Annotated in this window: 24 protein-coding genes; 16 read left to right on the top strand and 8 right to left on the bottom strand. The window is 71.1% G+C overall.

From position 1 onward, the window contains the following. Positions 1-130 precede the first annotated feature (130 nt). Positions 131-964, top strand: a complete 834-nt coding sequence (locus ACZ4D5_RS03480; RefSeq protein ID WP_467770635.1) for a potassium channel family protein — start codon at positions 131-133, stop codon at positions 962-964. Between the two features lie 50 nt (positions 965-1,014). On the opposite strand, the gene ACZ4D5_RS03475 is transcribed toward ACZ4D5_RS03480, so the two are convergent. The 3 genes from ACZ4D5_RS03475 to ACZ4D5_RS03465 all read right to left on the bottom strand — a co-directional run bounded on the left by ACZ4D5_RS03475 (position 1,015) and on the right by ACZ4D5_RS03465 (position 3,575). Next, positions 1,015-1,320, bottom strand: a complete 306-nt coding sequence (locus ACZ4D5_RS03475; RefSeq protein ID WP_467771478.1) for a small hydrophobic protein — start codon at positions 1,318-1,320, stop codon at positions 1,015-1,017. Positions 1,321-1,368: 48 nt separating this feature from the next. Continuing rightward, positions 1,369-1,731, bottom strand: coding sequence for a peptidase inhibitor family I36 protein (locus ACZ4D5_RS03470; protein ID WP_467770634.1), 363 nt, complete (start codon positions 1,729-1,731; stop codon positions 1,369-1,371). Between the two features lie 233 nt (positions 1,732-1,964). Further along, positions 1,965-3,575: an MFS transporter gene (locus tag ACZ4D5_RS03465; protein WP_467770633.1), complete on the bottom strand. Its 1,611-nt coding sequence runs from the start codon at positions 3,573-3,575 to the stop codon at positions 1,965-1,967. 150 nt (positions 3,576-3,725) lie between these two features. On the opposite strand from ACZ4D5_RS03465, the gene ACZ4D5_RS03460 reads away from it, so the two are divergent. The 7 genes from ACZ4D5_RS03460 to ACZ4D5_RS03430 all read left to right on the top strand — a co-directional run bounded on the left by ACZ4D5_RS03460 (position 3,726) and on the right by ACZ4D5_RS03430 (position 11,504). Further along, positions 3,726-4,418 (top strand): TetR family transcriptional regulator, encoded by a 693-nt coding sequence (locus tag ACZ4D5_RS03460; RefSeq protein WP_467770632.1) that lies wholly within the window; start codon positions 3,726-3,728, stop codon positions 4,416-4,418. Positions 4,419-4,649: 231 nt separating this feature from the next. Further along, the gene (locus ACZ4D5_RS03455; RefSeq protein ID WP_467770631.1) at positions 4,650-5,861 is read left to right on the top strand and encodes an alpha/beta hydrolase; all 1,212 of its coding nucleotides are present in this window, start codon (positions 4,650-4,652) and stop codon (positions 5,859-5,861) included. 75 nt (positions 5,862-5,936) lie between these two features. Further along, a complete protein-coding gene (locus tag ACZ4D5_RS03450) occupies positions 5,937-6,815 on the top strand; it encodes a DUF4429 domain-containing protein (RefSeq protein ID WP_467770630.1) in 879 nt (292 codons plus the stop codon). Between the two features lie 117 nt (positions 6,816-6,932). Next, positions 6,933-8,297 carry a sensor histidine kinase gene (locus tag ACZ4D5_RS03445; protein WP_467770629.1) on the top strand — a complete coding sequence of 455 codons (1,365 nt, stop codon included), beginning with the start codon at positions 6,933-6,935 and terminating at the stop codon, positions 8,295-8,297. Then, positions 8,294-8,971 (top strand): response regulator transcription factor, encoded by a 678-nt coding sequence (locus ACZ4D5_RS03440; protein WP_362330750.1) that lies wholly within the window; start codon positions 8,294-8,296, stop codon positions 8,969-8,971. The genes ACZ4D5_RS03445 and ACZ4D5_RS03440 overlap by 4 nt, the downstream gene beginning before the upstream one ends. 203 nt (positions 8,972-9,174) lie before the next feature. Continuing rightward, the gene (locus ACZ4D5_RS03435; RefSeq protein ID WP_467770628.1) at positions 9,175-10,281 is read left to right on the top strand and encodes an alpha/beta hydrolase; all 1,107 of its coding nucleotides are present in this window, start codon (positions 9,175-9,177) and stop codon (positions 10,279-10,281) included. Further along, positions 10,278-11,504, top strand: a complete 1,227-nt coding sequence (locus tag ACZ4D5_RS03430) for an acyltransferase family protein (protein ID WP_467770627.1) — start codon at positions 10,278-10,280, stop codon at positions 11,502-11,504. The genes ACZ4D5_RS03435 and ACZ4D5_RS03430 overlap by 4 nt, the downstream gene beginning before the upstream one ends. 9 nt (positions 11,505-11,513) lie before the next feature. On the opposite strand, the gene ACZ4D5_RS03425 is transcribed toward ACZ4D5_RS03430, so the two are convergent. Both ACZ4D5_RS03425 and ACZ4D5_RS03420 read right to left on the bottom strand, forming a co-directional pair. Next, on the bottom strand, positions 11,514-12,566 hold the full coding sequence (locus ACZ4D5_RS03425; RefSeq protein ID WP_467770626.1) for an aldo/keto reductase: 1,053 nt from the start codon (positions 12,564-12,566) through the stop codon (positions 11,514-11,516). Positions 12,567-12,572: 6 nt separating this feature from the next. Further along, the gene (locus ACZ4D5_RS03420) at positions 12,573-13,046 is read right to left on the bottom strand and encodes a MerR family transcriptional regulator (protein ID WP_467770625.1); all 474 of its coding nucleotides are present in this window, start codon (positions 13,044-13,046) and stop codon (positions 12,573-12,575) included. Positions 13,047-13,151: 105 nt separating this feature from the next. On the opposite strand from ACZ4D5_RS03420, the gene ACZ4D5_RS03415 reads away from it, so the two are divergent. Next, positions 13,152-13,634 (top strand): GNAT family N-acetyltransferase, encoded by a 483-nt coding sequence (locus ACZ4D5_RS03415; protein ID WP_467770624.1) that lies wholly within the window; start codon positions 13,152-13,154, stop codon positions 13,632-13,634. A gap of 19 nt (positions 13,635-13,653) precedes the next feature. Beyond that, positions 13,654-14,475, top strand: a complete 822-nt coding sequence (locus tag ACZ4D5_RS03410) for a serine hydrolase domain-containing protein (RefSeq protein WP_467770623.1) — start codon at positions 13,654-13,656, stop codon at positions 14,473-14,475. 306 nt (positions 14,476-14,781) lie between these two features. Here the strand turns inward: ACZ4D5_RS03410 and ACZ4D5_RS03405 are convergent, their stop codons facing one another. Then, on the bottom strand, positions 14,782-15,447 hold the full coding sequence (locus tag ACZ4D5_RS03405) for a pirin family protein (protein WP_467770622.1): 666 nt from the start codon (positions 15,445-15,447) through the stop codon (positions 14,782-14,784). 59 nt (positions 15,448-15,506) lie between these two features. On the opposite strand from ACZ4D5_RS03405, the gene ACZ4D5_RS03400 reads away from it, so the two are divergent. From ACZ4D5_RS03400 to fabF, 5 genes are all read left to right on the top strand, one after another. Beyond that, positions 15,507-16,739 (top strand): PucR family transcriptional regulator, encoded by a 1,233-nt coding sequence (locus ACZ4D5_RS03400; RefSeq protein WP_467770621.1) that lies wholly within the window; start codon positions 15,507-15,509, stop codon positions 16,737-16,739. A gap of 89 nt (positions 16,740-16,828) precedes the next feature. Beyond that, positions 16,829-17,740: an ACP S-malonyltransferase gene (locus ACZ4D5_RS03395; protein WP_467770620.1), complete on the top strand. Its 912-nt coding sequence runs from the start codon at positions 16,829-16,831 to the stop codon at positions 17,738-17,740. 28 nt (positions 17,741-17,768) lie between these two features. Further along, positions 17,769-18,770 carry a beta-ketoacyl-ACP synthase 3 gene (locus tag ACZ4D5_RS03390; RefSeq protein WP_467770619.1) on the top strand — a complete coding sequence of 334 codons (1,002 nt, stop codon included), beginning with the start codon at positions 17,769-17,771 and terminating at the stop codon, positions 18,768-18,770. 98 nt (positions 18,771-18,868) lie between these two features. Next, entirely contained in the window at positions 18,869-19,117 is a 249-nt protein-coding gene (locus ACZ4D5_RS03385) for an acyl carrier protein (RefSeq protein WP_016642582.1), read from the top strand. A 69-nt stretch (positions 19,118-19,186) separates the two neighbouring features. Then, positions 19,187-20,449: a beta-ketoacyl-ACP synthase II gene (gene fabF / locus ACZ4D5_RS03380; protein ID WP_467770618.1), complete on the top strand. Its 1,263-nt coding sequence runs from the start codon at positions 19,187-19,189 to the stop codon at positions 20,447-20,449. A 77-nt stretch (positions 20,450-20,526) separates the two neighbouring features. Here fabF and ACZ4D5_RS03375 read toward each other — a convergent pair whose 3' ends face one another. Continuing rightward, the gene (locus ACZ4D5_RS03375) at positions 20,527-21,021 is read right to left on the bottom strand and encodes a DUF3145 domain-containing protein (RefSeq protein ID WP_055700593.1); all 495 of its coding nucleotides are present in this window, start codon (positions 21,019-21,021) and stop codon (positions 20,527-20,529) included. Between the two features lie 360 nt (positions 21,022-21,381). On the opposite strand from ACZ4D5_RS03375, the gene ACZ4D5_RS03370 reads away from it, so the two are divergent. Beyond that, the gene (locus ACZ4D5_RS03370) at positions 21,382-22,290 is read left to right on the top strand and encodes an SGNH/GDSL hydrolase family protein (protein ID WP_467770617.1); all 909 of its coding nucleotides are present in this window, start codon (positions 21,382-21,384) and stop codon (positions 22,288-22,290) included. Positions 22,291-22,392: 102 nt separating this feature from the next. Here the strand turns inward: ACZ4D5_RS03370 and ACZ4D5_RS03365 are convergent, their stop codons facing one another. Further along, positions 22,393-25,038 carry a beta-glucosidase gene (locus ACZ4D5_RS03365; RefSeq protein WP_467770616.1) on the bottom strand — a complete coding sequence of 882 codons (2,646 nt, stop codon included), beginning with the start codon at positions 25,036-25,038 and terminating at the stop codon, positions 22,393-22,395. Between the last annotated feature and the right edge of the window lie 117 nt (positions 25,039-25,155).

Genomic DNA, 25,155 nt, shown 5'->3' with positions numbered 1-25,155 from the left:
CGTCCGTGACGTCACAGGGCGTGCCTGACACGCGGCGCGAGCGGGCCTCATACGGAGGTTGACCGTGCCTCTTGCGGAGGGCGGCGGGACCAGGGTCCCGCCGCCCTCCCGCGTTTTCTACGATGCGCCCATGAAGGAACTACCGGCACAGATCCGTTGGGAGCGGCGCACCCAACGCCCGCTTCTCGCGCTCGCGGTGGCGTTCGCCGTCGCCTACGCAGTGCCGATCGTGATGCCCGATGCCGGCAGGACCGTCATAAGGACCTGCACGCTGGTGGAGTGGATCGTCTGGGGCGCGTTCGCTCTCGACTACGTGGTGCGTCTCCTCCTCACCGATCACCGCAGACGGTTCGTCCGCACGCACTGGCTCGACCTGTGCGCCGTGATCCTTCCGATGCTTCAGCCGCTGCGGTTGCTGCGGCTGGTCTCCACGCTGATGCTCGTCGGCCGGCGGGCCCGAATGGCGTCGCAGATCAAACTGACGACGTATGTCGCGGGCTCGGTGGTGGGTCTGTTGATGTTCGGCTCCCTGGCGGTGCTCTCCGTGGAGCGGGACTCACCGGACGGGAACATCAAGACACTTGGCGATGCGGTGTGGTGGTCCTTCACCACGATGACGACCGTCGGCTACGGCGATCACGCACCGACGACAGGCCTCGGCAGGGTGCTCGCGGTCGGGCTGATGCTGTCGGGCATCGCGCTTCTCGGTGTCGTCACCGCGAACATCGCGGCGTGGTTCATCGCCCGCTTCGAGAAAGACGATGCCGAGGAACGGCGCCAGACAGCCGCGATCGAGGCGTTGACGGCGGAGGTACAGGCGCTGCGTGCGCAGGTGACGGCCCTGTCGGCGGCGGGCGGGCGGATGTCGGGCGCGGTGCCGGTGTCCGGCGCGGTGCCCCGTCCCGTGGCTCCCGAGAACGGTGGCGCGGGGGCGGAGGCTCTCGGCGGGGCAGGGTCGCCCTGAGCCGGGGCGCCGGGCGCCCCGGTGAGAACGGGACGCCGACGTCCCTGGGCTCAGAGCATGCCGCTCGTCGTGGTCGCCCCGGCTATCCATATGAGTGCGAGGACGGTGTCGATCGCGCCCAGGACGAGGGCGATCAGGGCCGGTACCGGACGGGCACCGGTCCAGCTGCGCCCCATGCCGAGCCAGCCGCAGACGATCGCCAGCGGGCCGAGGACTATCCCCAGCACGAAGAAGCCCGCGATCGCGCAGACGAGTCCGACGATCCCCCATGTCGCGCGGTCCGGCCCGCTCCGCGACCACGTGCGGCCGCGTGAGCGGGGGTGCTTGCGCGTGGTGTGTCCGAAGCCCGCCATCATCACTCCTCGGGTCAGCCGGTTCGGGCTCGGCTCGGCGAGTACCCCCATTCAGCTTTCCCAGACCTTGAAGGCCCGTACGCGATAAGGCGATTCGGGCGCCCAGGTGCCGCTGCCCGGATAGGTGTCGAACTCTCCGGTCTCGGCGCACTCCACCGACTGGTACACGGTGACGGGTCGGCCCGTGCGGTTCGCGAGCGCCTCCGCGCTGCCCCCCTCCGGCAGCGCGGTGCAGCTCTCGATGTCGATGTCCGCCAACTCGAAGGCCTGTCGGGCGCCTTGGAACTCCGCCTTCTCCCAGAGACAGAGCTCACCGGGCCCGCATCCGCGCAGTGTCGGCGGGGCGGCGGCCCCGGCGTGCGTGGGTGTGAGGATCACCGCGGCGAGCGCGACGGCTGTGACGGTTGTGGGCATGGTCGTGCGCATGTGGTTCAACCCCCGTGGTGTGTGGATCAGTTGTCCGCGTCGTGCGGATCTCCTGTCTGCACTGTGGACCTTCCGACCGGGCCATCGGAAGGGGTACGAATGTGCGTCACCCGGATAGGCGAAAGCCCCCCAGGATGTCCCTGAGGGGCTTTCCCTGATGGCCACCGTCCGTCCGGTGTCCGCGGCGGATTGCGCCGCGGATCCGGCCGACGACTCGTGCCTCAGATGTGACCCACGCCCGCCGCGGCCTCGGCGTTGTCGCCCCGCTTGGTCAGGAAGGCGATGAAGACCGCGACCACCGCGACGCCGGTGGCGACGAGGCAGGCCATGCCCATGCCGGACATGAACGTGTCGTGCGCGACCGAGGTGATCTGCTCGGCGACCGACGGCGGAGCCTTCGGCGGCACGGGCGCCACGCCGACCTGGACGGCCTCGGCCGCCTTGTCGAGATCGGCGGAGCTGAGCGGCGGAAGCTTCGCGTCGGCCCAGTTGCCGGGCAGGTCGCTGTCGACCTTCGACGCCATGACGGCACCGAGGACTGCCGTGCCGAGGCTGCCGCCGACCTGCATCGCGGCCTGCTGAAGGCCACCGGCGACACCGGAGAGCTCCATGGGCGCGTTGCCCACGATGACCTCGGTCGCGCCGACCATCACCGGGGCGAGGCCGAGGCCGAGGAGCGCGAACCAGACCGACATGAGGCCGCTGCTCGTGCCCGCCTCCAGCGTGGACATGCCGTACATGGCGATGGCGGTGATCGCCATACCGGCCGCCAGCGGGATGCGCGGTCCCACCTTGGTGATCATCGCGCCCGCCAGCGGCGAGCCCACGATCATCATGCCGGTGAGCGGCAGCAGGTGCAGACCGCTGTCGACGGGGCTCATCCCGTGCACGTTCTGCAGGTAGAAGGTGACGAAGAACAGGCCGCCCATGAAGGCGATGGCCATGAGCACCATCAGGACCACACCGGCGGACAGCGCCACGGAGCGGAACAGGCCCAGCGGGATGAGCGGTTCCTTGACCTTCGACTCCCAGACCGCGAAGAGGACGAAGCTCAGCACGGAGACGGCGATGAACGTCCAGGTCATGCCGTCGCCCCAGCCCCACTCCGGAGCCTTGATGAGCGCCCAGACCAGGCAGAACATGGCGGCCGACAGCAGCGCGATGCCGGGGATGTCGAAGGACCTGGGGGCGTTCTCGGCCCGGTGGTCCTTGAGGATGAACAGGCCGAGCCCGAGGGCGAGGGCACCGACCGGCACGTTGATGAAGAAGACGGACTGCCAGCTGACGTGCTCGACGAGGAGGCCGCCGAGGATCGGGCCGCCTGCGGTGGACGCGCCGATGACCATGCCCCAGATGCCGATGGCCATGTTGAGCTTCTCGGCCGGGAACGACGCACGGAGCAGACCGAGCGCGGCGGGCATCAACAGGGCGCCGAACAGGCCCTGGAGAACACGGAAGGCGATCACCAGGCTGATGGTGTCCGACAGTCCGATGGCCCCGGAGGCGGCGGCGAAGCCGACCACGCCGATGAGGTACGTCTGCCGGTGGCCGAAGCGGTCACCCAGCTTGCCCGCGGTGATCAGTGAGACGGCGAGGGCGAGGAAGTAGCCGTTGGTGATCCATTGGACGTCCGCGAAGGTGGCGCCGAGGTCCTTCTGGATGGCCGGGTTGGCGATCGCCACGATGGTGCCGTCCAGGGCCACCATCATCACGCCGATCGCGACGGAGAACAGCGTCAGCCAGGGGTGACCACGGAGCCCTTTGGCCGAGGCCGGAGCGGACGAGGGCTCCGGCGCCTTGTCCGCCTTGTCGACGGTGGTCTGACTAGTCATGCCTTGAGATTAGTGTCAGCGACTGACAGTTGACAAACCAATTCACAAGTCGGTAACTGTCACCTAGCTCACAGGTAGGGTGAGCTGGGCCGACGGCGAAAAGAGGACCATGGCGTGAAGGCCAGTCAGCGAGCGACGGAGACTGCGGAGGTGCAGCGGGAGACCGTCGAGGTCGCCCCCGCCGGCGAACCCGCCAGGCCCGGACTGCGCGAGCGCAAGAAGCAGCGCACCCGGGACGCCCTCCTGCGCGCGGCGCTCGAACTCTTCACGACCAAGGGGTACGAGGAGACGACCGTCGACGAGATCACCGAGGCCGTCGACGTCTCCCAGCGCACGTTCTTCCGCTACTTCGCCAACAAGCAGGAAGCCGCCTTCGCGATCCAGGTGATGGTGGAGGCACGCTTCGTCGAGGCCCTGCGCGAACGCCCCGCCCACGAACCCCCGCTGGTCGCGCTGCGCAACGCCGTCCTCAACGCCTGGGAAGTGATGGGCGAGTCCATCGAGAAGGTCGTCCCGGTCGAACTCCACATGCGCACCTACCAGATGATCGAATCGACGCCCGCCCTGCTCGCCGATCATCTGCGCCGCTCGATCGAGACCGAGGACGACGTCGCGGGAGTGATCGCCGAGCGCGAGGGGCTGGATGCCGGCGACCCTCGACCGCGCGTGGCGGTGGCCGCCTTCAGCGGCGTCATGCGGGTCGCGGGGCGGCTGTGGGGCGCGGGCGGGGACACCAGCCTGGAATCGATCCGCGCGATCACCATGCAGTACCTCGACCACCTGGGGCCCGCGTTGGCCGACGACTGGCACGGGCACGGACCGCGCCGGAGCGACGCGCGCTAGCCGAGTCCACGCGGCGAGATCGCCCAACCCCCGCGATTCACGCACACGTTGAGCGACAACCCATGCACCTTGAGTGACTCCCACCCCTCTCGCGCCGCGCGTACGCGCCGCCCACAGAGCGTGATGACCTCACTCCAGATGCGCCCGCTTTGCCTCAATTACCCCTCCAGAAACGTGATCTGTCTCACGCGATGCGCGGTAGGCATCACGGTTCTCCTAGGGTGTTCCGCAGTGACTTCCTTCGACTCATCCCCTCAACTCAGCGTCTGGCGCGCTCTGCTCGCGCTCGCCGTCGTGTTCGTCATGCTGGCGACCACGGGCTGGACCGCGGTGCGCCACAACAAGAGCGACGCGTCCCCGCTCGATGCCGCTCTCTCCGCCTGGGAGCGGGGAAGCATCGGCGGACGCGCACTGCCCGACCCCGACGCTCCCGCCGGCCGGCTCGCCCACTTCTTCGCCTCGCTCGACACGAAGCAGCGCAACCGTCTCGCCGCCCGCTATCCCCTGGCGGTCGGCAACATGAACGGCGCGCCCGCCACGCTCCGTTATCGCGCGAACCACATCGCCCTGGGGCAGGCCCGCAAGGTCGAGCGCCAGCGCATGCACGACAACCGCCTCTCCCCCGCGGGGCAGCAGGAGGCCGAGCGCAGGATGAAGCGGTTCGGGGTCATGATGCGTCCCGGACGTCAGGTCCTCGCCTTCGACCCCATGGGCTCCGGACGCATGGCCGAGGTCTTCGGAGACCTCGACAAGGCCCACCGGGTCTCCGTCGTGGTCCCCGGTGTCGACACGAACGTGCTGACCTTCGAGCGGACGTTCCGCAAGTACTCCGCACCGGTGGGCATGGCGAAGTCGCTCTACCAGGCGGAACGCTCGGTGAAGCCACGCACGCGTACCGCCGTGATCGCCTGGGCCGACTACACCGCGCCCGTCGGCATCGGCGTCGACGCGGCCACGGCCATGCGCGCCGAGGACGGGGCCGTGCGCCTGGACGCCATGGTGCGCGGGCTCCCCGGGCGCACCCCCGTCGCGCTGTACTGCCACAGCTACGGCTCCGTGGTGTGCGGTGTGGCCGCGCGGAGCCTGCCCGCACGCGTGACCGACATCGCGGTCGCGGGCAGCCCCGGCATGCGTGCCGACACCGCGTCGCAGCTGGGGTCGGGGGCCCGGATCTGGGCCACCAGGGACAGCGACGACTGGATTCAGGATGTGCCGTACATGGAGGTCGGCGGGCTCGGCCACGGTGCCGACCCGGTGTCCGGTGCCTTCGGTGCGCGCGTGCTGTCGGCGGCGGGTGCGGTGGGGCACACGGGCTATTTCGAGCCGGGCACGGAGAGCCTGCGCAACTTCGCCGAAATCGGCACCGGTTCGTACGACGGAATCCAGTGCGCCAGTGGGGGCGACGCCTGCCGGAAGGGTTTTTCCGGCGCGGCGGCGGCCTGACGCGCGTAGAAATCGATGAAACAGCGGCCCGCCGCAGGAGGGACGGAGGCGCGCGTGCCGCCTACGATGAGCCGCATGGGTGACGTACTGGCCGGATTTCATGCCGCCTGGGAGTTCGAGTCCGACTCCGTGCTCATCCGCTTCGAACGGGGAATCCGCACACCGAAGCTCTTCCAGACGCTCGGTGAACGGCGCATCCCCCTTGAGGCGATCGCGGCGGTGACACTCTCCCCGGGAAAGCGCGGGACCGTGGTTCTGCATGCCGTTCCAAGACCGGGCGCCGATCCTCTGATGGAGGCCGCGGCGGGCCAGCTCAAGGACGGCTGCGACCCGTACCGCCTGGTTCTGCCTGCCGAGCGGGAGACGCTCGCGGAGTACTACGCGGACGAGCTGCGGGCACGGATCCCGGGCGAGAGCGAGCCTGCCGACCGCTATCTGGTGGCCGCGCCCGAAGCGCCCCTGCAGTTCAAGGCGTACGACGGGAAGGCCTCCTTCGACGGCAAGCAGGTGTCCTTCCGCTGGTTCTGGACGGGCGCCTCGTCGGCGAAGTGGAAGGCCGGCGACCAGAGCTTCCCGGTGACCGACCTGTGCGGCATCGAGTGGCGTTCCCCGGAACTGTTCGAAGGCCATCTGCGGCTGCTGCGCCGCGAGACTCCCGTGGCACAGCCCGCCCAGGCCGACCAGGACCCGGCGGCCGTCGTCTTCGGTCTCGGTTACGGCCCGGTCCACGAGTCGCTGCCGTTCGCCGCCTCGGTCCTCGCCGCGGTACGGACGTCGGGCCCGGCCCTGACCGCCGGCGGCGCGGGGGCCGGCTCCTCGGCGGCCACGACCGTGCGACGCGATCCCGCGGACATCGCGGACCGCATCAGACACCTGGGCGAGCTGCATCAGGCGGGCCTGCTCACGGACGAAGAGTTCACGACGAAGAAGGCCGAACTGCTGGCGGAGCTGTGATCCGCGCCGATCACGCGTGCGGCTCGTGGGGGCGCGGGTGATACCCGGGTATGAGGTGCGGTCCGGCTCCCCGGTATGACGTCATGACTGGGGCTTCACGCCTACGCTGATCAGGCCATGAGCAGCACATCGACACCTCACGACCAAGAGCCGCGCCGTCCCTCGCCCCGGCCGGACAGGCGCGCGGCCGCCCTCCGGCGTGCCGCCGCCGCGATCCTCGACGGCCTGCGGACGGCGGGCACCTCGCTCTCCACACCCGCGGGCCCGACCGAGCCGCTTCTCGCGCACGCGCCCAAACGCTGGGTACGGATGCTGCCCCTGGTGATCGCGGTGGGCTTCGTCGCCGTCCTCATCCCGGTCACCGTCCAGGTCCTGACGAATGACTACGGGGTGGACGGCGGCCTGGCAGGTGCCCTCGCCGTCGCCCAGTCCGCCCCTCTGCTCCTCGCGATCACCCGGCCGCTCCCGGCCTGGTGGATCGTGATCGTCGCGGACATCTTCGGGGCGACAGCGACGCTGGCCGCCGACCCCGGGCGCCCCGCCCCCTGGACCCCCATGATCATCGTGGGGTATCTGGTCCTGTGCTGCGCGCTGTCGCTGCGGGAGAGCCGCCGCACCCTCCTCATGGTCTGGCTGGTCACCGTGGCCGCCGGGCTCGTGCTCGGCGCGTTCCGCGGCGAGGGCAGTCAGGACACCGGCGTGCTGCTGATGGTGCTGAGCGGGGCCGTGCTGCTGCTCGGCGCGCTGCTGCGCGAGCGCGGCGACGCCCAGCGCAGGCTCGTCGAGCAGGAGACCATCAGCGAGGCCGAGCGCGCCCAGCGCACCCTCCTCGAGGAACGGGCCCGCATCGCCCGCGAGTTGCACGACGTCGTCGCCCACCACATGTCCGTCATCACCGTGCAGGCGGACTCCGCGCCCTACCGCCTCGAAGGACTTCCCGACGAGGCGCGCGAGGAGTTCGGGAGCATAGCGGCGAGCGCCCGGGAGTCCCTCACCGAGATGCGGCGCCTGCTCGCGGTGCTGCGCAGCGAAGGGGCGGACGGCGAGCGGGCACCCCAGCCGGGCCTCGACCGGCTGCCGCACCTGGTCGAGGCCACGGTGCGGGCCGGCATACCGATCGACCTCTCCCGCCCGGAGTTGGCGATCCTCACGCACCTGGCCGATGTGACCCCGGCCGTGGACCTGTCCGCCTACCGCATCGTCCAGGAAGCCCTGTCGAACGTGATGCGCCACGCACCGGGCGCGCCCACCAAGATCACGGTCAGCCTGGACGACGAATTCCTGCTGGTCCTCGTGGTCAACGGCCCGTCCAAGGAGCCACCCGCTCCCCTGGAGGGCAGCGGCACGGGCCATGGACTCGTCGGCATGCGCGAGCGCGTACGGTTGGTCGGCGGCACCGTCGACGTCGGGCCGCTGCCCGACGGCGGCTTCCGCGTGGCCGCCCGGCTCCCTCTTCTCCCAAAGGACTCCGGCACCGCATGACCATCCGCGTGATCATCGTCGACGACCAGGCCATGGTGCGGGCGGGATTCGCCGCGCTGCTCGCGGCGCAGAGCGACATCGACGTCGTGGGCGAGGCACCGGACGGCAAACAGGGCGTCGAGGTCAGCCGCAGCACCCACCCCGACGTCGTCCTGATGGACGTCCGCATGCCGGAGATGGACGGACTCGCCGCCGCCCGCGCCCTGTTGGACCCGCCACCGGGCGTCGTGCACCGGCCGAAGGTGCTCATGCTCACCACCTTCGACGTGGACGACTACGTGTACGAGGCGTTGCGCGCCGGAGCCTCCGGGTTCCTGCTCAAGGACGCGCCGCCCGCCGACCTCATCTCCGCCGTGCGCGTGGTGGCGGGCGGCGAGGCGCTGCTCGCCCCGTCCGTGACCCGCCGTCTGATCGCGGACTTCGCCAAGCAGCGGACCGCGCCGCGCAAGGACCAGTCGCTCCGGCTCAACGGCCTGACGCCGCGTGAAACCGAGGTGCTGGTGCTGATCGCCCGCGGCCTGTCCAATCAGGAGATCGCCGAGCGTCTGGTGCTCGCCGAGCAGACGGTCAAGACCCACATCGGGCGTGTGCTCAACAAGTTGGACCTGCGGGACCGCGCCCAAGCCGTGATCTTCGCCTATGAGTCGGGCCTGGTCACGCCCGGCGAGCAGTAGCCCACCCCCTACCGCGGTATCACCACCGCATACCCCGGTATGACCTGAGAGTTGGCTCCGCGGTGTGACGTGCCGCCGCACACCGTCTTCCTACCTTTCGCTTCGTCAGGCCACAGGGCGCCACGAAGCGGGGAGGAAGACGGGCCATGCGACTTCGGTCCTGGAAAGTACGGAGCAAGAGGGCGCTGGTCGCAGCCTCACTCATGACGACGGTCGTGGCGGGCACGGCGGGCTGGGCCCTCGGCAATGAGCAGCAGCCGCTCACCGGCCCGCCGCCCGGCACGAGTTCCTGGCGCGCGGACCATGCGCTGGGGGTGCGGCTGCCGGATCCGGCGACCGCCTCCCCCGCCCGGATCGCCGCGTTCTTCGACTCGCTGAGCCCCGCGCAGCGGCACGAACTGGTGGTGCGCCACCCCTCGGTCGTCGGCAATCTGGACGGCGCCCCCACAGCCCTTCGGTACGAGGCCAACACCCGCTCCCTGCGCGCCGAGCGGGCCCGTGAGAAGGCCCGGTCGACCGACCCCGACCTCACCCTGCAGGACCACGAGCGTGCCCGCTCCCTGGTCGCGCGCTACGACGAACTGCTCGCTCCCGGGCGGCAGATACTGGCGTTCGACCCGCGGGGGCGCGGCCAGGTCGCCGAGGTGTACGGGGACTTGGCGAAGGCCCAGCACGTGTCCGTCGTCGTGCCGGGCTCCGACATCGACCTGAGCAACTTCGACCGCACCCACGACGAGTACGGCGCACCGGCCGGCATGAGCCGCTCCCTGCGCAAGGCGACGGGCGACCGCACCGCCGTGGTGGCCTGGGTGGGGTACACCACCCCGGTCGGCATCGGCCCCGACGCCGCCACGGGCCGGCTCGCCGAGGCAGGTGCGCCCCGCCTCGTGCGCTTCACACAGGGCCTGACGGCAGCCGGTACCCCGCGCCCCGCCGTGTTCTGCCACAGCTACGGCTCGGTGGTGTGCGGCCTGGCCGCTCCGCAGCTGCCCGCCTCCGACCTGGTGGTGTTCGGCTCCCCCGGGATGCGGGCGGACAGCGTGGCCGATCTGCACACCACCGCCCGGGTCTGGGCGGCCAAGGACGACAGCGACTGGATCGACAAGGTGCCGAGCATCGAGCTGTTCGGCCTCGGCCACGGCGAGGACCCCACCTCCCCCGGCTTCGGGGCCCGCCGCGTCCCGGCCGAGCAGGCCGAGGGCCACACCGGCTACCTCGCGCCCGGCACGGACTCCCTGCGCGCCTTCGCCCGCATAGCCGACGGCGACCACTCACCCGGCGTCAACCGACCCATCGGAGCACGGACATGAGCCTTCCGACCCTGAGCCGGCTGCGCGGCACGGCATCCGCCATCGACGCCAAGACCCCCACCCACCGCGACCGGGCCATAGACGGGCTGCGTGCCCTGGCCCTGCTCGCCGTACCGATCGGGCACTGGCTGCTGGGCGGCTTCACCCTCGACTCGGGCGACGCCCTGCACAACGCCAGCCCGCTGGCCTCGTTCGGTTTCTTCGCACCGCTCAGCTGGGTGCTGCAGATGCTGGGGATCTTCTTCCTCGTGGGCGGCTATGCCTCCACGCACTCGTATCGCCGAGCGGTGGCGCGCGGCGAGTCGACGGCCGGCTGGCTGCGCGGACGCCTCGCCCGCCTCGGTCGGCCGGTCCTTGGAGTGACGGCCGTCTGGGCCGCGCTGATCCCGGTGCTGTACGCCCTGGGGGTGCCGGGCACGACACTGCGCACCGGATCCACACTGGTCATCCAACCCCTGTGGTTCGTCGGCGTCTATACGGTGATCACGGCGCTCACCCCCTGGTGCATACGAGCGGCGGAGCGGATGGGGGCCTGGGCCGCGGTGCCGTTGCTCGGGTCAGTCGCCGTCGTCGACTTCCTGCGGTACGGCCCGTTCGCGGACGCCATGCCCTCCTGGCTGAGCCTGCTGAATCTGCTGCCGGGCTGGATGTTCGCCTATCAACTGGGCGTCAGCTGGGGCGAGAAGAAGCTGGGCAGGCGCGGTGCGTGGCTGCTGCTCGTCGGCGGCACGGCGCTCTTCGCCGCCCTGCTCCTCGCCTTCCACTACCCGGCGTCGATGGTCGGCGTCCCGGGCGAGGCCCGCACGAACTCACATCCACCGTCGCTGCTGGTCCTCGCTCTGGCCGCCGCGCAGAGCGGTGCGGCGATCCTGCTGCGGGACCGCATCGGCAGGCTGCTGCGCAGGCCGGCCCTGTGGGCACCGGTCGTCGTGATCAACCTCTCGGCGATGACCATCCTGTGCTGGCACCAGACGGCGCTGCTCACCGCGGCCGTGCCCGGCTCGTTCCTCGGCGCGGTGCCGGGGCTGACCACGAGCCCCGACACCCTCGGGTGGATAGCCGCGCGGATCGCCTGGCTTCCGGTCGTCGCGGGGCTGCTGGCGCTCATAGGCCGGTACGCCCGCGGCTTCGAGGCTCCCTGGAAGCGGGCCACCCGCGCCCGGCGGGCGCTGGCCGGACTCCTGGCGGCGGGCTTCGCGGTCTTCGCCCTGGGGCTGGCCTGAGCGAGCGGGTTACTCGCGGCCCGCCGAGGTGAAGGTCATGTCGGCGTAGCGGTCACCCGCCACATCGGCGGCGATCGGGGCGAGCAGGGCGAGTTCGTCGTCGGAGAGGGTGATGCGGGTGGCCGCGGTGTTCTCCTCGACGCGGGTGCGCCTGCGGGTGCCGGGGATCGGGACGACGGGCAGGCCGTGGACCGTGGCCTGCTGCTGCACCCAGGCCAGGGCGATCTGTCCGAGGCTCGCGCCGTGGGCGTCGGCGACGGCGCGGACGGGTGCCAGCAGGGCAGCGTTCACGGCGGCGTTGGTGCCGGTGAAGCGGGGCTGCTGACGGCGGAAGTCGTCCTCGCCGAGTTCCTTGTCGGCGTTGACGAACGATCCGGTGAGGAAGCCCCGGCCGAGCGGGGAGTAGGGCACGAGGGCGACGCCCAGGTCGGCCGCCGCGGGGACCACGCCCCGCTCGATGTCGCGGCTGAACAGCGACCACTCGGACTGGACGGCGGCGATGGGGTGGACGGCGTGCGCGGCGCGCAGTTCGGGGCCGGTGACCTCGCTCAGGCCGAGGTGCTTGACCTTGCCGGCGGCGACGAGCTCGGCGAGCACACCGACCGTCTCCTCGATGGGCACGTCCGGGTCGCGGCGGTGCACGTAGTAGAGGTCGATGACGTCCGTGCCCAGGCGGCGCAGGCTGGCTTCGACGCTGGAGCGGATATAGGCGGGAGTGTTGTCGACGATCCGCTTCGTCGGGTCGTCCGGGTCGATGGCCAGGGCGAACTTGGTGGCGAGGACGATCTCGTCACGGTGTTCCTTGACAAAAGAAGAGAGGAATTTCTCGTTGTCACCCATGCCGTAGACGTCGGCGGTGTCGTAGAGGGTGACGCCCAGTTCGAGGGCGCGGTCCAGGGTGGCCCTGGCCTCGTCGGCGTCCGTGGGGCCGTAGGCGAAGCTCATGCCCATGCAGCCGAGTCCCTGGACGCCGACCTCGGGCCCGCCGGTGCCGAGCCGCACCTTGGCGATGGCCTCGGACGTGTGGGCAGGGGTGTTTCCGCTGGTGTTCTCAGCCGTCATCGGTCTTCAGGGCCTTTCCGACGCCCGACGGGCGCTCGCGTACGTGTCGATCTTGTAGTCCAGGACGGCGAGGGTGTCCTGCAGCTCCGCGATGCGGGCGCGGACGTCGCGCCGGGTCGCCTCCAGGAGTTCCTGGCGCTCGGCGAAGGTGTGCTCCCCCGCGCGCACCAGCTCGGCGTAGCTGACCATGTCCGCCACGGGCATCCCCGTCAGGCGCAGTTTGCCGACGAGGGAGAGCCAGCGCAGGTCACGGTTGCTGTAGCGGCGCTGCCCCGTGTGGGAGCGGTCGACGTGCGGCATCAGGCCGATCCGCTCGTACCACCGCAGGGTGTACGCGCTCAGACCGGTGAAGGCGGCGACCTCGCTGATCGTGTAGTTGTCCTCGCCGTCCGGGCGCGGGGGCCCGGCGGGCACCGAGGCACAGGCCTCGGACCCGGGTGCGGGGTGGGCTGGTGCGGGGGTGGTGTCCATCACCGTCATGACCCTCACGCTAGGACCTTGGAGTGCGCTCCAAGCAAGTGGATCCGAGGGAAAGGAGAGGAAATCCGGGAGACGTCTCATCCCGTGGTCACTACCGTGCCCGGCATGAGTCTTGTGCGCCGGGCCACGCCAGAGGATGCCGAGGAACTGATCAGGCTGCGCCAGGTGATGATCGATTCGGTCTTCGCGGCCGGCTCCGCGGTGGAGTCGGACACCAGCTGGCATGCCGCGTCGACGACGACCGTGCGGCGTCGGCTTCAGGAACGGCAGGGGGACTTCGCGGCGTTCGTGGTCGACCGTCCGGACCGGCCGGGAGGGCTCGCGGCGCTGGTGGCGGGGACACTGGAGTACCGGATCGGGCGGGCCGGCAATCCGCACGGCCGGGTCGGCTACGTGTTCAGCGTCGCCACCGACCCGGACCAGCGGCGCCGGGGGCATGCCCGGGCGTGCATGGAGGCGCTGCTCGACTGGTTCCGTGAGCGCGGGGCGGGCAGCGTGGACCTCAACGCGTCGCCGCAGGCGGAGCCGCTGTACGCCTCGCTCGGTTTCGTGCGCAAGCCCGACCCCTCGATGCGGCTGCGGCTGTAGGGCGCTTAGGCTCGTAGGCATGCAGAGCCTGGCGTTGATCGAGAACTGGCCGGTCCCCACCGCTGCCGCCGCCGTCGTCCGTGCGGACGGGACGGTCGTCGGGACGCACGGCCCCACGGACCGGCGTTTCGCACTCGCCTCGGTCACGAAGCTGCTCGCCTCGTACGCGGCACTGGTCGCCTACGAGGAAGGGGCGATCGAGCTCGACGAGCCCGCCGGGCCCGAGGGGTCGACAGTGCGGCACCTGCTCGCGCACACCAGCGGGCTGGCGTTCGACGAGCACCGGGTGACCTCCGCGCCGGGGACGCGGCGGCTGTACTCGAACGCCGGGTTCGAGGTGCTCGGGGACCACATCGCCAAGGCGACGGACTTCACCTTCGGCGAGTATCTGCGGCAGGCGGTGCTCGAGCCGCTGGGGATGACGTCCACGACGCTCGAAGGGGGCCTGTCGCCCGCGAAGGACGGGGTCTCCACGGTCGACGACCTGGTGCGGTTCGCCGCGGAGGTACAGGCGCCGCGGTTGCTCGACGTGCGGACCGTGGCCGAGGCGATGACGGTGACGTACCCGGGGCTGAAGGGCGTCCTGCCGGGGTACGGGCATCAGAACCCCAACGACTGGGGGCTCGGGTTCGAGATCCGGGACTCCAAGTCGCCGCACTGGACGGGCAGTTCGTCCTCGCCGCGGACGTTCGGGCACTTCGGGCAGGCCGGGACGTTCCTGTGGGTGGATCCCGACGCGGGCGCCGCGTGCGTCGCACTGACCGACCGCCCCTTCGGGCCGTGGGCCGTCGAGGTGTGGCCCCCGTTCACCGACGCGGTGCTCTCCGAACTTCGCGGGTGAGCGGCCCATTGCCGCGGCCGGGAGCGATTCGCAGGTGACCGGCCCATCGCCGCGACTGGGTGCGACGCACAGGTGAGTAGCCGACCGCCGCGGCCGGGAGCGATTTACGGGTGAACGGCCCATCGCCGCAGCTGGGCGGTTCACGGCTGAGCGACCGACCGCCGCGGCCGGAAGCGATTCGCTGCTCGCCACCCGTCGCCCCCGCCGCCTCCGTCGTCCCCATCGTCCCCGCCTCCCCCACCATCCTCGCGGGCCGGTCGCGCCCCCGCGGCGGAGTCGCACATGTCAGGGCAGGGACCCGCACCCCTATGGGGCGCTCGTCATCTCCCAGACGAGCAGCTCCGCGGCGCCTGCGGCAGCCATGCCTTCCGAGCCCGGTTCCCCGGTGAGCCGGGCCGAGTCGCCCGGCCCCAACTCCTCCTCCCCGAGGGCGACTTCCCCGCGCACCACATGGACGTACACGAAGGGCGCGTCCGGCAGCGAGGTGCGCTCGCCCGCGGCGAGGCGGCGCACGTGCAGGAGCGCGCCGGCCTCCGGGACCGCGTAGGGCGTCGAGTCGGCGATGCCGCGGACCACTTCGTAGGACGGGTCGCCGCCCGGGGAGAGCGGGGCCAGCCACATCTGGACGAAGACGAGGGGGACGTCGCCGTCGTTGCGTTCCACATGGCGGACGCCGCCCGCCGCGGACAGGTGCTGGACGTCGCCGCGGCGCACCACCGAAGCGTGGCCCGTCGAGTCGCGGTGGGTGAGCTCACCCTCGACGACCCAGGTCACGATCTCCGTGTGGCTGTGCGGGTGTTCGTCGAATCCCGCACCGGGCGCGAGGCGCTCTTCGTTGCAGGCCAGGATCGCGCCGAAGCGGAGGTTGTCCGGGTCGTAGTGGGGCCCGAAGGAGAACGCGTGGAACGACTCGATGCCGGCCGTCGGCTCCCCGCCGCGGTACCGGTCGCCGGAGCGCCGTACATCAATCACGTCCCCCACGTTAGCCCCGGCACCGCATGTGCCCGCCCCGATAAGGCAGTCTTGTCCCCGTGCCCGAACCCTCAGCGAACGAAGCCCATCAGGAGCCCCGCCGGGAATCCGGCCCGGACGCCCGTCGGACCGCGCATGCGCACGCCGCGACCCTGAAGCGCCTGGAGAAGTCGTCCGGGAGCCTCGCGGCGCAGGCCATCGCGCGCATGGACGAGACGCTGTCCTGGTACCGGGCGATGCCGCCGGAGAACCGCTCCTGGATCGGCCTGGTCGCCCAGGCCGGTATCGCCGCGTTCACCGAGTGGTTCCGGCACCCGGACGCGCCCCAGGCGATCTCCACCGACGTCTTCGGCACCGCCCCCCGCGAGCTGACCAGGGCGATCACCCTGCGCCAGACCGTGGAGATGGTGCGTACGACGATCGAGGTGATGGAGTCCGCGATCGACGAGGTCGCGGCTCCCGGCGACGAGTCGGTGCTCAGGGAGGCCCTGCTCGTCTACGCCCGCGAGATCGCCTTCGCCACCGCGCAGGTCTACGCACAGGCCGCCGAGGCACGCGGTGCCTGGGACGCGCGCCTGGAGTCACTCGTGGTGAACGCCGTGCTCTCCGGGGAGGCCGACGAGGGCGCCGTCAGCCGTGCCGCGGCCCTCGGCTGGAACTCCCCGGAGCATGTCTGCGTGGTGCTCGGCACCGCTCCCGACGGTGACAGCGAGCTGACCGTCGAGGCCATCCGCCGCGCCGCCCGGCACGCGAAGCTGCAGGTCCTGACCGGTGTGCTCGGTGACCGGCTGGTGGTCATCGCGGGCGGCAACGACAATCCGCTGCATGTGGCGAAGTCCTTGATCGGGCCGTACGCCGCCGGTCCCGTCGTGGCCGGGCCCATCGTCCCCGACCTGCTCGCCGCGACCCGCTCCGCGCAGGCGGCCGCCGCCGGACTCAAGGCGTGTGCCGCCTGGCAGGACGCCCCGCGGCCCGTCCTCGCGGACGATCTGCTGCCGGAGCGCGCGATCGCCGGGGATCCGGCGGCCCGCGAACAGCTGGTGGAGGAGATCTACAGACCACTGGAGGAAGCAGGCTCGGCGCTCCTGGAAACCCTCAGTGTCTATCTGGAGCAGGCAAGCAGCCTCGAAGGGGCGGCACGGATGCTCTTCGTTCATCCGAATACCGTGCGCTACCGGCTTCGACGTGTGACTGACGTCACCGGTTGGTCACCTTCCGATGTGCGCTCCGCATTCACGCTGCGGATCGCGCTGATCCTGGGGCGTCTGGCCGACGGGGATCCCCAATCGTAGGATTTTGTCGGGCCCCTACAATTCCCCCAGCCGTTCTTCGTCCCTGTCCCCACGGGCGGCTCCCACCGTCCACAAGAGAGAGTGTGAGAGTGCTCGTACTCGTCGCTCCCGGCCAAGGCGCTCAGACGCCCGGCTTCCTGACTCCCTGGCTCGACCTCCCCGGTGCCGCTGACCGGCTCGCCGCCTGGTCGGACGCCATCGGGCTCGACCTCGCCCACTACGGCACGCAAGGAGACGCGGACGCGATCCGCGACACCGCCGTGGCGCAGCCGCTGCTCGTGGCCGCCGGCATCCTGTCGGCCTCGGCACTCGGTGACATCACGCCGGGCGCCGTCGCGGGACACAGCGTCGGCGAGATCACGGCCGCCGCGTACACCGGTGTGCTCTCCGACGACGACGCCCTGCGTCTGGTGCGCAAGCGCGGCCTCGCCATGGCCGACGCCGCCGCCGTCACGGAGACCGGCATGGCGGCGCTGCTCGGCGGCGACCCCGAGGTCACCATCCCGCACCTGGAGAAGCTCGGCCTGACGCCTGCCAACGTGAACGGCGCGGGCCAGGTCGTGGCCGCGGGCACCAAGGAGCAGCTGGAGGCCCTGGAGGCCGACAAGCCGGAGGGCGTGCGCAAGGTCGTCACCCTCAAGGTCGCGGGTGCCTTCCACACCGCCCACATGGCTCCTGCGGTGGCGCAGCTGGAGGAGGCCACCCAGGGTCTCGCCGTCGCCGACCCGAAGTTCACCTACGTCTCGAACCGCGACGGCAAGCCGGTCGCCACCGGCGCCGACGTGATCTCCCGCCTGGTCGGCCAGGTGGCCAACCCGGTGCGCTGGGACCTGTGCATGGAGACCTTCCAGGAGCTCGGTGTCACGGCGCTGATCGAGGTGTGCCCCGGCGGCACCCTGACCGGTCTGGCCAAGCGCGCGCTCAAGGGTGTCAAGACGCTCGCCGTGAAGACCCCCGACGACCTCGAAGCGGCCCGCGCGCTCGTCGCCGAGCATTCCTGAGCCGACGACAGACAAGGAGCCGTAGCGCATGTCGAAGATCAAGCCCAGCCAGGGCGCCCCGTACGCGCGGATCATGGGCGTCGGCGGCTACCGGCCCACCCGCGTCGTGCCGAACGAGGTGATCCTCGAGACGATCGACTCGTCCGACGAGTGGATCCGCTCCCGCTCCGGCATCGCCACCCGCCACTGGGCCTCCGACGAGGAGACCGTGGCCGCGATGTCCATCGAGGCGGCGGGCAAGGCGATCGCCGACGCGGGCATCACGCCCGAGCAGATCGGTGGCGTGATCGTGTCCACCGTCTCGCACTTCAAGCAGACCCCGGCCATCGCGACCGAGATCGCGGACAAGATCGGCGCGGGCAAGCCCGCCGCGTTCGACATCTCCGCGGGCTGTGCCGGATTCGGCTACGGCCTGACCCTCGCCAAGGGCATGGTCGTCGAGGGTTCCGCCGAGTACGTCCTGGTCATCGGCGTGGAGCGGCTGAGCGACCTCACCGACCTGCACGACCGCGCGACGGCGTTCCTGTTCGGTGACGGCGCCGGTGCCGTGATCGTCGGCCCCGCCAAGGAGCCGAGGATCGGCCCGACGGTCTGGGGCTCGGAGGGCGACAAGTCCGAGACGATCAAGCAGACCGAGTCCTGGGAGGCGTACCGCAACGGCGCCCCCGACAAGTTCCCTGCCATTACGCAGGAGGGCCAGGCGGTGTTCCGCTGGGCCGTGTTCGAGATGGCGAAGGTCGCCCAGCAGGCGCTGGACGCGGCCGGAATCACCGCGGACGACCTGGACGTCTTCATTCCGCACCAGGCCAACATGCGGATCATCGACTCGATGGTGAAGACTTTGAAACTGCCGGAGCACGTCACGGTCGCCCGTGACGTGGAGACCACCGGAAACACCTCGGCCGCCTCGATTCCGCTCGCCATGGAGCGGCTTCTGGCGACCGGTGAGGCGAAGAGCGGCGACACCGCGCTCGTCATCGGCTTCGGGGCGGGTCTCGTGTACGCCGCCACGGTCGTTACCCTCCCCTAGGCATCACGTCCGGATCTTCCGATCCGTACGGCTGCAACCAACCTGCCGCTGCCGCGGCGGGCGCCACACCCTCTGGATACATACGAAGGAGCGCCAACATGGCCGCCACTCAGGAAGAGATCGTCGCCGGTCTCGCGGAGATCGTGAACGAGATCGCCGGCATCCCGGTCGAGGACGTCCAGCTGGACAAGTCCTTCACCGACGACCTGGACGTCGACTCGCTGTCCATGGTCGAGGTCGTCGTCGCCGCCGAAGAGCGCTTCGACGTCAAGATCCCGGACGACGACGTCAAGAACCTCAAGACGGTCGGCGACGCGACCAAGTACATCCTCGAGCACCAGGGCTGATCCAGCCGTGCTCTGTCGCCACCCGGCGGTGGCGCCGCTGATCCCCTCAACACCGTGGAGAATTTTCCTGTGAACTCGACCAATCGCACCGTGGTCGTCACCGGTATCGGCGCAACCACACCGCTGGGTGGCGACGCAGCGTCGACGTGGGAGGGCCTGCTCGCGGGCCGCTCCGGCGTCAGCACGCTGGAACAGGACTGGGCGGCCGAGCTGCCGGTCCGCATCGCCGGTCAGATCGCCGTGGAGCCCGGCGAGATCATCCCCCGCCCGCAGGCCCGCAAGCTGGACCGCTCGGCGCAGTTCGCGCTGATCGCGGCCAAGGAGGCCTGGGCCGACGCGGGCTACACCGCCAAGGCCGGCGAGGACACTTCGGTGGACCCGAACCGCCTGGGCGCGGTCATCGCCTCCGGCATCGGCGGCGTCACCACGCTCCTCGACCAGTACGACGTGCTCAAGGAGAAGGGCGTACGCCGCGTCTCCCCGCACACCGTGCCGATGCTGATGCCCAACTCCCCGGCGGCCAACGTCGGCATCGAGCTGGGCGCCCACGCGGGCGTCCACACCCCGGTGTCGGCCTGCGCCTCGGGCGCCGAGGCCATCGGCTACGCGATCGAGATGATCCGCACCGGCCGCGCCGACGTGGTCGTCGCGGGCGGCACGGAGGCGGCGATCCACCCGCTGCCCATCGTCGCGTTCGGCAACATGATGGCGATGTCCAAGAACAACGACGACCCGCAGGGCGCCTCGCGTCCCTACGACGCCGACCGCAACGGCTTCGTGCTCGGCGAGGGCGCCGGCGTGATCGTCCTCGAGTCCGAGGAGCACGCCAAGGCCCGCGGCGCGAAGATCTACGCGGAGGCCGTCGGCCAGGGCATCTCGGCCGACGCGCACCACATCACGCAGCCCGAGCCCTCCGGCAACGGCATCGCGGCGGCGCTGCAGAACCTGGTCGACACGACGGACCTCAAGCCGGCCGAGATCATGCACGTGAACGCGCACGCGACCTCGACGCCGCAGGGCGACGTCGCCGAGATCAAGGCGCTGCGCAAGGCCTTCGGCGACGACGTCGGCCACATGGCCATCTCCAGCACCAAGTCGATGACGGGTCACCTGCTGGGTGGCGCGGGCGGCGTGGAGACCGTGGCCACGGTCCTCGCGCTCAAGAACCGCATGGCCCCGCCGACCATCAACATCGACAACCTCGACCCCGAGGTCGACGCGGACATCGTCCGCGACAAGGCGCGTCCGCTGCCCGAGGGCAGGATCGCCGCGCTGAACGACTCGTTCGGCTTCGGCGGCCACAACGTCGTCCTGGCGTTCCGGACCGTCTGATCCGGCGGTAGCCGTCCGACCCGGCTGTACGTGACGCGAAGGGGCCCCACCGCTCGGTGGGGCCCCTTCGCGTCACGTCACACCACTTGGTGCAGCCACCGCACCGGCGCGCCCTCGCCCGCGTACCTGAACGGCTCCAGTTCGTCGTCCCAGGGCTTGCCGAGCAGCTTGGCGAGCTCGGCCTCCAGGTCGCTCTCGCCGCGCTGCGAGCGGGCGAGCGCGGCGCGCAGCCGGTCCTCGGGGATGAGGATGTCGCCGTGGATGCCGGTGACGGCGTGGAAGATGCCGAGCTCGGGAGTGGCGCTGTAGCGCTCGCCCTCGGCCGTGGCACAGGGCTCCGCGGTGACCTCGAAGCGCAGCAGGTCCCAGCCGCGCAGGGCGGAGGCGAGCTTGGAGGCGGTGCCCACCGAGCCCTGCCAGGAGAATTCGGATCTCCAGGTGCCCGGCGCCGCGGGCTGCCTGATCCAGTCGAGGCTCACACGCGCACCGAGCACGCCCGCGACAGCCCACTCGACGTGTGGGCACAGCGCGCGCGGAGCGGAGTGCACATACAGAACTCCACGTGTCGTCACCGGGACCTCCAGTGTGGGTCGAGGTTCGCCTTCCCCAGCGGCCTCGCGCCCGTGCCGAGCGATTTTCCCAAAGACTAGCGATTTTCCCAAAGACTAGAGAAAACTAGAAAAAGGGGACAGATGTGACGTGATGTAATTTAGCGGAACCACAACAGCGGGGCGCCACCGGGTGGATCACCCGCCCTGTCGCTGCCGTGACAGCAGTGGCCCGGCAGCTACGGGCCGAGGCTACCGTGCGGCGGCGCAAGGAGTGTGACGTACCGTCGGTCCGGAGGCCAGGAAACTCCGACCTTTCACCCGGCGGGGCGCAACCCCGGGCACGCGCACGACGTCACGTTGGACGACAGAGGGGACCAGGGGATGCGGAACCACAGGCACCGCTCGCGTGCCGTCGTCGCTCTCGCGACGGCGGCCCTGCTCGGCACCGGAACACTCACGGCGTGCGACGCACAGGGCGGCAACTCCTCGGCCCCGAACGGTCCATCGGCCCACAAGCCCTCCCCCAAACCCACCCCCACCTGGGACACCTCGCCCCGCTCGATGGCCGCCGTCGGGGACTCCATCACCCGGGGCTTCGACGCCTGCTCGGTGCTCTCCGACTGCCCCGAGGTGTCCTGGGCGACCGGTTCGGACCCCGAGATCAAGAGCCTCGCGACACGGCTGCTCGGAAAGGAGCGTGCCGTCTCGCACAGTTGGAACCACGCGAAGACCGGCGCCCGGATGACGGACCTGTCCGAGCAGATCGAACAGGCCGCCGCCGAGCGGCCCGAGCTGATGACCGTGATGGTGGGCGCCAATGACGCCTGCCGCTCCTCGGCCGCCGCGATGACGCCCGTCGGCGAGTTCCGCGCCGACTTCGAGGAGGCGATGCGCACGCTGCGGCGCGCGCTGCCGAAGACGCAGGTGTACGTGTCGTCGGTGCCGGACCTGAAGCGGCTCTGGTCGACCGGGCGCACCAATCCGCTGGGCAAGCAGGTGTGGAAGCTGGGCATCTGCTCCTCGATGCTGGCCGACCCCGACGACCTGGACACCAAGGCGACCCAGCGGCGCGAGTCGGTGCAGGACCGCGTGATCGCGTACAACGACGTGCTCAAGGACGTGTGTGCGAAGGACCGCCGTTGTCGGTACGACGGCGGGGCGGTCTTCGACTACCGCTTCGACGGCGACCAGTTGAGCCACTGGGACTGGTTCCACCCCAGCAAGAACGGCCAGTCGCGGCTCGCCGAGATCGCCTATCGGCAGGTGACGTCCCCCAAGCCCGTGGCGTAGCGGGCGGCGGCGCGGCGCCGGGTCGCGATCATGCGCAGTGAACTGTCGGAGACCGTGTACGCGTTCTCGTCGCGCTGACGCCCCGCGCCCCTGAGGCGTTGCTCAGACCCTCAGGGATCTGCTCAGGCGGCGGTCGGCCACGGAGCGGGCCGCCTCCACGTGGTACGAACCGCTCTGGTACGCCCATGCGCCGGCGTTCTCGTCCCAGATCTCGAAGGCCCGGCGAGGGAGTTCGACGGTCACCTCCACGCTCTCGCCGGGCGCCGCCGTCACGCCCGCGAAGCCGGCCAGCCAGCGGACAGGGCGGGCGGGATCGAGCTGCGTGGGCGCCAGGTAGATCTGGACGACCTCGCGGCCCGCGCGGTCACCGGAGTTGCGGACGCGGACCGTGGCCGTCGTGCCCTCGACGGTCAGCGACTCGTACGTCCAGTCGGTGTAGCCGAGGCCGTGGCCGAAGGCGTACGACGGGGTGGCGCCGGCCTTCTCCCAGGCGCGGTAGCCGATGAACACGCCCTCGGTGTAGGCGAGTTCACCGGTGGTCGGGGTGACCTTCGTGACGGGCGCGGACGCGACGTCGCCCCAGGTGGTGGGGAGTCGGCCGCCGGGCTCCTCGACGCCGAGCAGGACGTCGGCGAGGGCGGCGCCGCCCTCCTGGCCGGGGAACCAGCCGAGCAGCACCGCGGCGACGTCGTCGCGCCACGGAAGCTCCACCGGGGAACCGGAGTTGACGACGACCACGGTGTTCGGGTTGGCGGCGGCCACCGCGCGCACGAGGTCGTCCTGGCGGCCGGGGAGCGCGAGGTCCCGGCGGTCGAAGCCCTCGGACTCGACGCGTTCGGTGGTGGCGACGACCACGACGGCGGTGTCGGCGCCGCGGGCGGCCTCGACGGCCTCGGCGATCAGCTCGTCGCCGCCGCGCCGCGGACCGAGGTGGACCAGGGAGAACATGACACCCGGCAGCGGGGCCGCGGGCGCCTTGCCGAGCGGGTGCCGCAGGGAGATCTCGACGGGTTCGCCCGCGGTGAGCGCCACCCTGCCGCGCTCGACGGGCGAGCCGAAGAACGCCTCGAAGGGGTCGGACTCGGAGCCCGTCTCCTGGACGCCGTCGTAGAGGACGTGGCCGCCGACGGCGAGCGTGAAGGCGCCGAGGCCGCGCGTGCCGAAGACGTGCTCGCCGCTCTCGCGCGGTGTGAAGGTGCCGACGACCTCGATGCTCGCCAGTCTCTCGTGGGTGACGCCCGCGGGCAGGTCGTCGCCGATCCACTGGACCTGCCCGGTGGGGAGGCTGCCCTCGCCGAGGACGGCACCGTCGGCGTCGCGGCAGACCGCGCGGAGCACGAACCCCTTGTCGGCCGGGGCGAGTTCGTCGCTGGGGTCGGCTCCGACGGCGTACGAGAGCGCGCCCTCGGGAAGGGCCTCGGTCAGGCCGTCGAGCGGGGAGACGACGCGGGCGGGGAAGACGGTGGCGGAGCCGCCGCCCAGGACGCGGGCGTCGCGGGCCGCCGCGCCGATGAGGGCGACGGTGCCGGTGCGGGGCAGCGGCAGGGCGCGGCGGGCGCCGCGTACCTCGTTGCGTACCTCGCCGCGTGCCTCGTTGCGCGCCTCTTTCCGTACCTCGTTGCCCGCCTCTTTCCGCACCTCGTTCCGCACCTCGTTCCGTATCTCGTTGCGTATCTCGTTGCGTACGAGGACGAAGGCGCGGCGGGCGATCTCGCGGGCCAGGGACTCGCCGTCGATATCGGCGGGCGGTTCGGTGACGGCGGGCTCCGCGCCGTCCAGGACACCGACGCGGGCGGCGAGGCGCAGGACGTTGCGGACGGCGCCGTCGAGGGTCTCCTCCGTGACCTCGCCCGCGCGGACGGCGGCGGCCAGCGGCTCGCCGTACACGGTCCGGGGCCCCGGCATGGCGACGTCGAGGCCGCCCTCGATGCCGCCCACGGTGGAGCGGGCGGCCATCCAGTCGGAGACGTTGCAGCCGTCGAAGCCCCATTCGCCGCGCAGGACGTCGTTGACCAGGTAGCGGTGCTCGGTCATGGTCACGCCGTTGACCTGGTTGTACGCGGTCATGATGCCCCAGGGGCGGGCGTTCTCGACGATCGCCTCGAAGGGCGCGAGGTACAGCTCGCGCAGGGCGCGCGCGCCGATCTTGTTGTCGACGGTGAAGCGGTCGGTCTCGGCGTCGTTGGCGACGAAGTGCTTGACGGTCGTGCCGACGCCGCCGGACTGCACGCCCTGGACGTAGCCGGTGCCGATGACACCGGTCAGGTACGGGTCCTCGCTGTACGCCTCGAAGTGACGGCCGCCGAGCGGGGAGCGGTGGAGGTTGACGGTGGGGGCGAGGAGGACGTGCACGCCCTTGCGGCGGGCCTCCTGCGCGAGCAGCGCGCCGGCGCGGCGGGCCAGGTCCTGGTCCCAGGTGGCGGCGAGGGCGGTCGGGGAGGGCAGGGCCACGGAGGGGTCGTCGGCGGTCCAGCGGACGCCGCGCACGCCGATCGGGCCGTCGGACATCACGAGGGGCTTCAGGCCGATCTCCGGCAGGGCGTGCAGCTCCCACATGTTCCGGCCGCCGAGCAGACGGGCCTTGGCGTCGAGATCGAGCTTGCCGAGGGCGGCCTCGACGGCGGCCTCTCCGGCCCGGTCCAGGTACCGGCCCCGGTCCCGGTCCCTGGTCAGGCCCCGCCCCTGGTCGCCGTCCGCGCCCTGGTCCTGGTCCGCCCGCGTGGTCTCGGTGGGCCGGGTTCCCGCCATGGCGGTGCCTCCTCGTTGAGTCCGTACCGTGCCTCCATCCTGCATCTCACACCTGTAGATCAGTAGTTTTTGTTACCTTTCCGTTACTCCTGGATGCCGTACGGTCCTCCGAGCAGG

It is taken from the genome of Streptomyces sp. NPDC025651, from assembly GCF_055558735.1.
This window is presented reverse-complemented; position numbering and strand designations above follow the sequence as displayed.

Bases quoted from the DNA above. Each gene is read 5' to 3' on its own strand.
- ACZ4D5_RS03440 (WP_362330750.1), top strand. From the start codon at position 8,294: ATGACCATCCGCGTGATCATCGTCGACGACCAGGCCATGGTGCGGGCG.
- ACZ4D5_RS03390 (WP_467770619.1), top strand. From the start codon at position 17,769: ATGTCGAAGATCAAGCCCAGCCAGGGCGCCCCGTACGCGCGGATCATG.
- ACZ4D5_RS03475 (WP_467771478.1), bottom strand. From the start codon at position 1,320: ATGATGGCGGGCTTCGGACACACCACGCGCAAGCACCCCCGCTCACGC.
- ACZ4D5_RS03430 (WP_467770627.1), top strand. From the start codon at position 10,278: ATGAGCCTTCCGACCCTGAGCCGGCTGCGCGGCACGGCATCCGCCATC.
- ACZ4D5_RS03425 (WP_467770626.1), bottom strand. From the start codon at position 12,566: ATGACGGCTGAGAACACCAGCGGAAACACCCCTGCCCACACGTCCGAG.
- ACZ4D5_RS03365 (WP_467770616.1), bottom strand. From the start codon at position 25,038: ATGGCGGGAACCCGGCCCACCGAGACCACGCGGGCGGACCAGGACCAG.
- ACZ4D5_RS03410 (WP_467770623.1), top strand. From the start codon at position 13,654: ATGCAGAGCCTGGCGTTGATCGAGAACTGGCCGGTCCCCACCGCTGCC.
- ACZ4D5_RS03465 (WP_467770633.1), bottom strand. From the start codon at position 3,575: ATGACTAGTCAGACCACCGTCGACAAGGCGGACAAGGCGCCGGAGCCC.
- ACZ4D5_RS03480 (WP_467770635.1), top strand. From the start codon at position 131: ATGAAGGAACTACCGGCACAGATCCGTTGGGAGCGGCGCACCCAACGC.
- ACZ4D5_RS03470 (WP_467770634.1), bottom strand. From the start codon at position 1,731: ATGCCCACAACCGTCACAGCCGTCGCGCTCGCCGCGGTGATCCTCACA.
- ACZ4D5_RS03415 (WP_467770624.1), top strand. From the start codon at position 13,152: ATGAGTCTTGTGCGCCGGGCCACGCCAGAGGATGCCGAGGAACTGATC.
- ACZ4D5_RS03370 (WP_467770617.1), top strand. From the start codon at position 21,382: ATGCGGAACCACAGGCACCGCTCGCGTGCCGTCGTCGCTCTCGCGACG.
- ACZ4D5_RS03435 (WP_467770628.1), top strand. From the start codon at position 9,175: ATGACGACGGTCGTGGCGGGCACGGCGGGCTGGGCCCTCGGCAATGAG.
- ACZ4D5_RS03385 (WP_016642582.1), top strand. From the start codon at position 18,869: ATGGCCGCCACTCAGGAAGAGATCGTCGCCGGTCTCGCGGAGATCGTG.
- ACZ4D5_RS03445 (WP_467770629.1), top strand. From the start codon at position 6,933: ATGAGCAGCACATCGACACCTCACGACCAAGAGCCGCGCCGTCCCTCG.
- ACZ4D5_RS03450 (WP_467770630.1), top strand. From the start codon at position 5,937: ATGGGTGACGTACTGGCCGGATTTCATGCCGCCTGGGAGTTCGAGTCC.
- ACZ4D5_RS03420 (WP_467770625.1), bottom strand. From the start codon at position 13,046: ATGACGGTGATGGACACCACCCCCGCACCAGCCCACCCCGCACCCGGG.